At 64.1% G+C, this 8,688-nt stretch carries 9 protein-coding genes; all 9 read left to right on the top strand.

Going from position 1 to position 8,688, the window contains the following annotated elements; all coding sequences use genetic code 11:
* Nucleotides 1-279 precede the first annotated feature (279 nt).
* The 9 genes from ACTIFE_RS20295 (at nucleotide 280) to copM (ending at nucleotide 8,046) form a co-directional block, all read left to right on the top strand.
* Entirely contained in the window at nucleotides 280-1,716 is a 1,437-nt protein-coding gene (locus ACTIFE_RS20295) for an aldehyde dehydrogenase family protein (RefSeq protein WP_439530962.1), read from the top strand.
* A gap of 26 nt (nucleotides 1,717-1,742) precedes the next feature.
* Entirely contained in the window at nucleotides 1,743-2,996 is a 1,254-nt protein-coding gene (locus ACTIFE_RS20290; RefSeq protein ID WP_439530961.1) for an NAD(P)/FAD-dependent oxidoreductase, read from the top strand.
* Between the two features lie 16 nt (nucleotides 2,997-3,012).
* Nucleotides 3,013-4,014 carry a 4-hydroxyproline epimerase gene (locus ACTIFE_RS20285; protein WP_439530960.1) on the top strand — a complete coding sequence of 334 codons (1,002 nt, stop codon included), beginning with the start codon at nucleotides 3,013-3,015 and terminating at the stop codon, nucleotides 4,012-4,014.
* Nucleotides 4,015-4,040: 26 nt separating this feature from the next.
* Nucleotides 4,041-5,144 carry a cis-3-hydroxy-L-proline dehydratase gene (locus tag ACTIFE_RS20280; protein WP_439530959.1) on the top strand — a complete coding sequence of 368 codons (1,104 nt, stop codon included), beginning with the start codon at nucleotides 4,041-4,043 and terminating at the stop codon, nucleotides 5,142-5,144.
* A gap of 11 nt (nucleotides 5,145-5,155) precedes the next feature.
* A complete protein-coding gene (locus ACTIFE_RS20275; RefSeq protein WP_439530958.1) occupies nucleotides 5,156-6,190 on the top strand; it encodes a trans-3-hydroxy-L-proline dehydratase in 1,035 nt (344 codons plus the stop codon).
* A gap of 60 nt (nucleotides 6,191-6,250) precedes the next feature.
* Complete coding sequence (locus ACTIFE_RS20270; RefSeq protein ID WP_439530957.1) at nucleotides 6,251-6,523, top strand: type II toxin-antitoxin system Phd/YefM family antitoxin; 273 nt, start codon at nucleotides 6,251-6,253, stop codon at nucleotides 6,521-6,523.
* Nucleotides 6,523-6,918, top strand: a complete 396-nt coding sequence (locus ACTIFE_RS20265; protein ID WP_439530956.1) for a hypothetical protein — start codon at nucleotides 6,523-6,525, stop codon at nucleotides 6,916-6,918. The genes ACTIFE_RS20270 and ACTIFE_RS20265 overlap by 1 nt, the downstream gene beginning before the upstream one ends.
* 257 nt (nucleotides 6,919-7,175) lie before the next feature.
* Nucleotides 7,176-7,586, top strand: coding sequence for a hypothetical protein (locus ACTIFE_RS20260; protein WP_439530955.1), 411 nt, complete (start codon nucleotides 7,176-7,178; stop codon nucleotides 7,584-7,586).
* A gap of 61 nt (nucleotides 7,587-7,647) precedes the next feature.
* Entirely contained in the window at nucleotides 7,648-8,046 is a 399-nt protein-coding gene (gene copM, locus ACTIFE_RS20255) for a CopM family metallochaperone (protein WP_439530954.1), read from the top strand.
* The last annotated feature ends 642 nt before the right edge of the window (nucleotides 8,047-8,688 follow it).

The following is an 8,688-nucleotide window of genomic DNA, read 5'->3' as shown; positions in this document are numbered from 1 at the left end:
AAACCCCCGAAGCACCAAACAAAACAATCCTCTCGCTTCACGGGGAATTATGCAACAGGCCCCACGAGGGGGAGGGGAGCGGTCGGCACTGAGTTCATGCGCAACAGTTGTAAGCACTAGGCCTTCGAGCCCCCCTCCCCCTCGTGGGGAGGGGACGGGGGTGGGGGGAGCCTCGCTGGGCGAAGCGCTCTGCCACAAGGCTTGGTGCTCGACGTGTCGCAAACGAAACGGATAGGCTGGCAGGATCAGCAGTTCCAACAGGATAGACAGGTCAATCCCATGACGGAGTTCAGGAATTTCATCACTGGCAGCTGGAGCAAAGGCGCGAGCCAGTCGCCCAACATCAATCCGTCGGATACCCGCGATGTGATCGGACAGTCTGCGCGGGCTTCGCGTGCCGAGGCTGAAGCGGCCATCGAAGCGGCACATGCCGCAGCACCGCAATGGGCTGCCTCCACGCCGCAGCAGCGCTTTGATGTCCTTGACCGGATCGGCACCGAGATCCTCGACCGCCGCGAGGAACTGGGCCGGCTGCTGTCGCGCGAGGAGGGCAAGATCCTGGCCGAGGGCATTGGCGAGGTGATGCGTGCCGGGCAGATCTTCAAGTTCTTCGCCGGCGAGGCGCTGCGCCAGAGCGGCGATGTGCTGGCCTCGGTACGCCCAGGCGTGACAGTGGATGTGCGCCGCGAGCCGGTCGGCGTCGTCGCCCTGATCACGCCGTGGAATTTCCCTATCGCTATTCCGGCCTGGAAGGTTGCGCCCGCGCTTGCCTATGGCAACACCGTGGTGCTGAAGCCTGCCGAACTCGTACCGGGCTCGGCGCATGCTCTGGCCGAGATCATCTCCCGGTCCGGTCTGCCTGTGGGTGCCTTCAACCTGGTCGGCGGCAAGGGCTCGGACATCGGGCCGGTTCTGACCTCGCATCCGAAAGTCAAGGCGGTGTCCTTCACCGGCTCCGTTCCGACCGGCCGGGGCATTGCTCTTGCCTGCGCTGAAAATCTCAAGAAGGTGCAGCTCGAGATGGGCGGCAAGAACCCGATGGTGGTTCTGGATGACGCCGATCTCGACATTGCGGTCGCCGCCTCGCTCAACGGCGCCTTCTTCTCCACGGGTCAGCGCTGCACGGCCTCCAGCCGCCTCATCGTCACCGAGGGCATCCATGACCGCTTCGTCGCCAGGATGACGGAGGCGCTGAGGAAGCTGGTCGTCGGCGACGCGCTCGATCCGGCAACACAGATCGGCCCCGTGGTTGACGAACGCCAGCTCGCCCAGGATCTCGACTATGTCGACATCGCCCGGGCCGAGGGCGGCAAAGTCGCCTTCGGCGGCGAACGGCTCAACCGTGAGAAGCCCGGCTTCTACATGGCACCGGCGCTGATCACCGAAACCACGCCCGACATGCGGATCAACCGCGAGGAAGTGTTCGGTCCGGTCGCCAGCGTGATCCGGGTCAAGGATTATGACGAGGCGCTTGCGGTCGCCAATGACTGCGAGTTCGGCCTGTCTTCGGGCATCTGCACCACGTCCTTGAAATATGCGAGCGATTTCAAGGCGAAGGCGCAGGCCGGCATGGTTATGGTCAACCTGCCGACCGCAGGCGTCGACTATCACGTGCCGTTCGGCGGCACCAAGGGATCGAGCTTCGGTCCACGGGAACAGGGCCGCTATGCGTCCGAGTTCTACACCACGGTGAAGACCGCCTACACCCAGCCCTGAACGCGGAAACGGGAGGAGCCGCGATCATGACCGCGGAGCATATGGAAACCGATGTCGTGATCGTCGGCGGCGGCATCATCGGCCTCTCGGCTGCCTTCCGTCTGGCGGAGGCCGGGCGGAAGGTCGTGCTGGTGGAGCGGGGCGAGCTTGCCAACGAGGCGAGCCGTGGCAATGCAGGGGCCTTCGCCTTTTCCGACATCCTGCCGCTCGCCTCGCCCGGCATCCTGTTCAAGGCGCCCAAGTGGCTCCTCGATCCGCTCGGGCCGCTGACAATCCCGCCGCGCGAGGCGCTCTATCTGCTGCCCTGGCTCCTGCGTTTCTTCCGTGCCAGCCTGCCGGACCGGGTCAAAGCCAGCGCGGCGGCGCAGGGCGCGCTCAACACGCTGGCGGCGCGGGAGTGCGACAGCCTCGTTGCTGCTGCTGGTCTAGGTGCCTTCGTGCGCGCCGATGGGTCCCTGCAACTCTATGAAAGTGATGCCGAATTTCGTGCGTCGCTTGAAGGCTGGGCCTGGCGGGAGCGCTATGGCATTGCCTTTGAACACCTGACTGCGCGCGGGCTGGCGGAACTCCAGCCCGGCCTGTCGCCACAGTTCATCCGGGCGACTTTCGTGCCCGGTTGGAAGACGGTGACCGATCCGCGCGACTACGCGCTGGCGGTGGCGCGAGCAGCAGAAACGCTGGGCGTCACGGTTCATCGCGGCGAGGTCATCGCGATCACCGGCGGCGGTGACTTGCAACAGGTCCGGCTCACGGGCGGTGCGACCCTTTCCGCCCGCCACGTGGTGCTGGCGGCGGGGCCCTGGTCCAGGGGCCTTGCCGCCAGCCTTGGCGCGGACGTGCCGCTTATTGCCGAGCGCGGCTACAATACAACCCTGCCGGCCGGGGCTTTCGATCTGAAGCGCCAGCTGATCTTCGGCGGGCACGGCTTCGTGGTGACGCCGCTTGCAAACGGCATCCGCGTCGGCGGGGCCTCGGAACTGGCGCGGTTTTCCGCACCGGTGAATTTCAAGCGCTCGCAGCACATGCTGGCCAAGGCGGCGCGGTTCATGCCGGGCCTCAAGGCCGAAGGCGGTATCGAGTGGATGGGGTCGCGCCCGTCGATGCCTGACAGCCTGCCGGTGATCGGCCGCAGTCTGCGGGCGCGCAACGTCATCCTCGCCTTCGGGCACGGTCACCTCGGCCTCACCCAATCGGCCGCCACCGCGCGGCTTGTCACGGATCTGGTGCTCGAGCGCCAGCCGCCCATCGACCTCAGCCCGTTCCGGCCTGACCGGTTCTGATCCTCTGGAGACTGCCATGGCAGTGAGCACCTTTACCTGTATCGACGGACATACCTGCGGCAACCCGGTGCGTGTGGTGGCGGGCGGCGGACCGCTCCTCTCCGGCAAGACCATGCTGGAGCGGCGGGCGCATTTCCTGGCCGAGTTCGACTGGATCCGCACCGGACTGATGTTCGAGCCGCGCGGTCATGACATGATGTCGGGCTCGATCCTCTACCCGCCGACGCGGGAGGATTGTGATGTCGGCATTCTCTTCATCGAGACATCCGGTTGCCTGCCGATGTGCGGCCATGGCACCATCGGCACCATCACCATTGCCATCGAAAATGGCTTGATCCGGCCAAAAACACCGGGTGTCGTGCGGTTGGATACGCCGGCGGGACTGGTGATTGCCGAGTATGAACAGGTGGGGCGCTTCGTCGAGAAGGTGCGCCTGACCAACGTACCGTCCTACCTGCACGCCACCGGCCTCACCGCCGAGGTGGAGGGGCTGGGCGAGGTGACGGTGGACGTGGCCTATGGCGGCAATTTCTACGCCATCGTCGAGCCGCAGGCCGTCTTCCGGGATATGGCTGACTTCACTGCTGGCGAGTTGATCGGCTTCAGTCCGAAGCTCAGGGCGGCGCTCAATGCCAAGTACCAGTTCGTGCATCCGGAAAAGCCGGACATCAAGGGGCTGTCGCATATCCAGTGGACCGGCAAGCCGACGCAGCCGGAGGCCCATGCCCGCAATGCGGTGTTCTATGGTGACAAGGCGATCGACCGTTCCCCTTGTGGAACAGGCACTTCGGCGCGAATGGCGCATCTGTTCGGCAAGGGTCAACTGAAGGTCGGTGACGCCTTCGTTCATGAGAGCATCATCGGCTCGATGTTCGAGGGCGGGGTGAAGGAGACGGTCAAGGTGGGGAACCATGACGGCATCATCCCGACCATCGCCGGCTGGGCAAGGGTGACGGGCTACAACACCATCATGATCGACGACCGCGACCCCTATGCCCATGGCTTCGTTGTGGTTTGACTATTGATTTCAGGAGGTTCCAACTCATGCGTATCACTGCCATTCGTGCCTATCAGGTGGACCTGCCGCTCAAGGAAGGCCGCTATTCCTGGTCCAACGGCAATTTTGTCGAGGTCTTTGACGCCACCGTCGTGGCCATCGACACTGACGCCGGCATCACCGGCTATGCCGAATGCTGCCCGTTGGGCTCGGCCTATCTGCCCTCCTATGCGAAGGGTGTCCGGGCGGGACTTGAAGAACTGGCGCCGAAGCTGATCGGGCTTGATCCGACGGATCTGGCCACCTTCAACCGCGCGATGGACGCCAGTCTCAATGGTCATCCTTACGTGAAGGCGCCGCTCGACATCGCCTGCTGGGACATTCTGGGCAAGGTGGCGGGCATGCCGCTGGTCAAGCTGCTGGGCGGTGTGGCGCAGGACAAAGTGCAGCTTTATCGCGCCATTTCGCAGCAATCTGCCGACAAAATGGCGCAAAATATTGCCGGCTACCGTGCCGAGGGCTACACCAAGTTCCAGCTCAAGGTCGGCGGCGACGCCAACGACGACATTGCCCGCATCCGGGCCGCCCGGGCGATCCTGGAGCCGACCGATATCCTCGTTGCCGATGCCAACACCGGCTGGAACCGGCATGAGGCGACCCGGGTGGCTGCAAGCGTTGCCGATCTCGATGTCTACATCGAGCAGCCCTGCCTGACCTATGAGGAATGCCTCTCCATCCGCCGGCGGACGGCGCGGCCGTTTGTCATGGACGAGAATGTCACCGACGTGAACATGCTGGTCCGGGCCATCGGCGATGACGCGATGGACGTCATCAACCTGAAGATCTCCAAGGTCGGCGGGCTGACCAAGGCGCGGCAGATGCGGGACCTGTGCATCGCCCATGGCATCGCCATGACCATCGAGGACACCTGGGGCGGCGACATCGTGACCGCGACCATTGCCCATCTCGCCCAGTCGACGCCGGAGGAGTTCTGTTTCTCGGCGACGGACTTCAACTCCTACGGCACCAAGCGGATCGCCCACGGCGCACCGCAGCGGGTGAACGGGGCCATGAGAGCACCGACCGGGCCGGGACTTGGCATCGAGCCGGACTTCGAGGCGCTGGGGGAACCAGTGCTGCGTTGCGCCTGAGGAGCCTTCAGATGCGCACGAGCAAGATCATCCATGTGGTCACCTGCCATGCCGAGGGCGAGGTCGGGGACGTGATCGTCGGCGGCGTCGCGCCGCCGCCGGGCGAGACGATCTGGGAGCAGCGCGGCTTCATCGCCCGCGACGGGGCCTTGCGCAACTTCGTGCTGAACGAGCCGCGCGGAGGCGTGTTCCGACATGTGAACCTGCTCGTCCCGCCGAAGGATCCGCGTGCGGCGATGGGCTGGATCATCATGGAGCCGGAGGACACGCCGCCCATGTCCGGTTCCAATTCGATATGTGTCGCCACCGTCCTGCTCGACACCGGCATCGTGCCGATGCAGGAGCCGGAAACGCGCTTCGTGCTGGAGGCGCCGGGCGGGCTGGTGGAAGTCCGGGCGGTCTGCCGAAATGGCAAGGCGGAGCGGATTTTCGTCACCAACGTGCCATCTTTTGCCGGCAAACTATCCGTGCCGCTCGAGGTCGAGGGGCTCGGTACACTCACCGTCGACACGGCCTATGGCGGTGACAGTTTCGTCATCACCGACGCCCGCGCGCTCGGGTTCGAGATCGTGCCGGATGAGGCGCGCGAACTGGCGGAAACCGGCGTGCGCATCACCCGGGCGGCGAACGAACAGCTCGGCTTCACGCATCCGCTCAACCCCGACTGGAACCACATCTCATTCTGTCAGCTCACCTTGCCTGTGGAGCGGCAGGGCGACCGGCTGGTCGGGCGCAACACAGTGGCGATCCAGCCGGCCAAGCTCGATCGCTCGCCGACCGGCACCGGCTGTTCCGCCCGCATGGCGGTTCTGGCGGCAAGGGGCGAGATGCGGGTGGGCGATCATTTTACCGGCATCTCGGTGCTGGGCTCGACCTTCGACTGCCGCATCGCCGGGGCGACGACTGTCGCGGGCCATCCGGCGATCCTGCCGGAAATCTCTGGCCGCGGCTGGGTAACCGGTACGAGCCAGTTGATGCTCGACCCGGAGGATCCCTGGCCGGCGGGCTACCGTCTGTCGGACACCTGGCCGAAGAAGCTGACTTGAATTGCATAATTCGCATAAATCATGCAAAATACGTATAATGCAGTTTGCATGGATCGACCGATGCGCAAGTTCAGCTTTTCAGACGTCAACCGGCAGCCGGGCGAAGTGCTGGATGCGGCGCTCGCAGCCCCTGTCACGTTGCAGAAGCGGGGGCGCGACCGGCTTGTGCTACTGTCGGTCACAGAGTACGAGCGGCTTCTGGCAGCAAGTGCCGGGACACCATCCGGGGCAGGGCGCACCACGCATAACCTTGACACGGCGCCGCAGGCAGATCTCGAGCTTCTGGAGCGCGCGCTTGCCGAGATCCTGGCCGACGCGCCGGACGAGGTGTGATGGAGCGCGGGGAGCTCTATCTTTACGATTATCTCTGGTCCCATGAAGCGGAGGGAGGCCAGCAACGGCCGCGCAAGCGCCGGTTTGCCTGTCTGACGCTCAAGACAGACGATGCGCTGTTCCTGATGCCAGTGACGACGCTTGATCCGTCAGGGGACAGGGCGCGACTGTTCATCGATATCCCCGAGACAGAAGCGCGGCGCGGCGGACTTGATGCCGGAAAGCGCAGTTTGCTGATCCTTGACGAATATAACAAGCTGAGCCCGGATCAGCTTTTCGACCTTGCATCAGCGCGCCCGACCGGCCGCTTCAGCCCCGCGTTCATGCTGAAAGTCGCCAGGCTTATGATTGAGGCCGTTCGTGCGCAAAAGGCGCGGGGTGTGGTCAGGAAATGATCATGGCTGCGGGCGTTAGCCTGTGGCGAAGCCCCGGCCTCACCGGCGTCATCCCGGCCGAGCCGCGCGAGAGCCGGGACCGGAGGGTCGCGGTCCCGATGTTGCAATGAACGGAATGCGGGCAGGCTTTCGGCTCTCCGGTCCCGGGTCTTCGCTTCGTTCTCGCCCGGGATGACGATGGAGGAACTATGGGCTGTTCGCGGCGCCAACCGGCGCGGGCGTTGCGCCGGACCGGTGAAACAGGCTAGGGTCCGGCCATGGTCAATGCCGTCAAACAGGGCTGGATTGCGTTTCTGCTGGCCACCGGTCTGGTACTTGCGCTGGTCTGTCTGTCGTTTCAGGCCGGGCAGGCTGCGGGAGCGGGCAGGCTTGCCGGGGTTGGCCCTGCCCAAGTTGGTATGCACCATTCAGATATGGATCCTGCGCCGACAAGCCTGAGCAGTGCCGAGGCATTGCAGGTGTCCGCCAGCCATCCGTGCTGTCCGCCGGCGCAGATGGATGATGTGTGTGTCACCCTCTGCATGATGGCTTCCAGCATTCTTGCGCCGTCATATGCGGCTGCTGACGCGCCTGCCTCCTATCGCCTGGTCAACTGGCCTGCAGGCAACTCCGACGTGACCGGCCTTGGCGAAGCCTGCGAGCCGCCGCCGCCCAAATCCCTCGCCTGATCTTGTCTTGAGCCGTGGCCGGAGCCACGGAGTTTCTGCTCAATCCAAAAGGATCATCGAGATGATGAAGATTTATGCCGTGTCCGCCCTTGTACTGGGTCTGGGTGCCTTGCCCGCGCTTGCCGACGGACCTGCGCCCGCGCAACCTGTCGCGCAGGACCATAGCGGGCATGTGATGCCGGCTGCCGGGTCAGAGAGCGCCAGTGCGTCCACCAAGGCCTATCAGGCCATCAACGACGCCATGCACAAGGACATGTCCATCGCCTTCACGGGCGATGCGGATATCGACTTCGTGAAAGGCATGATCCCGCACCATCAGGGTGCGGTCGACATGGCCAAGGTGGTGCTGGCGCATGGCACGGATCCCAAGATCCGGGCGTTGGCCGAAGCCGTGGTGAAGGCGCAGGAAGAGGAAATCGCCTTCATGAAAGCCTGGCTGAAGGAAAAAGGCGCGGAGTGATGCGGGGCTGACAACGAACAGGGCCCCGGCGTCCAGCTTGATCAGTTTGCTGGCAAACAGGCAGCCTCTCTATCGTCATCCTCGGCCTTGTGCCGAGGATCTATACAAATCAATGGTTTGCGGATGGTCGGGACAAGCCCGACCATGACGAGAGAGCGAAGTGCCTGGATTGACATCAAGCTGGTCCGGCGTGGGCCGGGGGTCTGACTCGGATGCGGTGTATTTTTTCTTGTGTGCCCGCGTAAGCAGAGATCCAACGATGGTGGTGGCGCAGCCGAGGGCGAGTGCCGGAAACCCAATTTGTTCCGGTGGTTACTGGGCTCCTGCCTGCGCAGGAGCGACGAAAAGGGGGCAACTGCGTCGCAGGGGGCTACGTCCGATCCAACTCCCGCGCTGTCCCGGCCTTGAGCCGGGACCTGTTGATGTTCCCCTGAGCTGCCATACCTGTTGGCCGGGCCTGTCACGGCGATCTGCAAGTCATTGATTTGCATAGATCCTCGGCACAGGGCCGAGGATGACGATGGAGAGGTTACAGGGTCGTCGGTAGTCCGAGGTCCCGGCACACGGCCCATACGCGCTAACTTATGCATTTGATTGACTGGTATTTTCGCTTGGCTCTTGGAGGCTCACGGAGATGGCGGT

It is taken from the genome of Pannonibacter sp., assembly GCF_051860505.1.
Taxonomy (GTDB): Bacteria; Pseudomonadota; Alphaproteobacteria; order Rhizobiales; family Stappiaceae; genus Pannonibacter.
The sequence above is the reverse complement of the archived record's forward strand: the minus strand, read 5'-3'. Positions and strand labels throughout refer to the sequence as shown.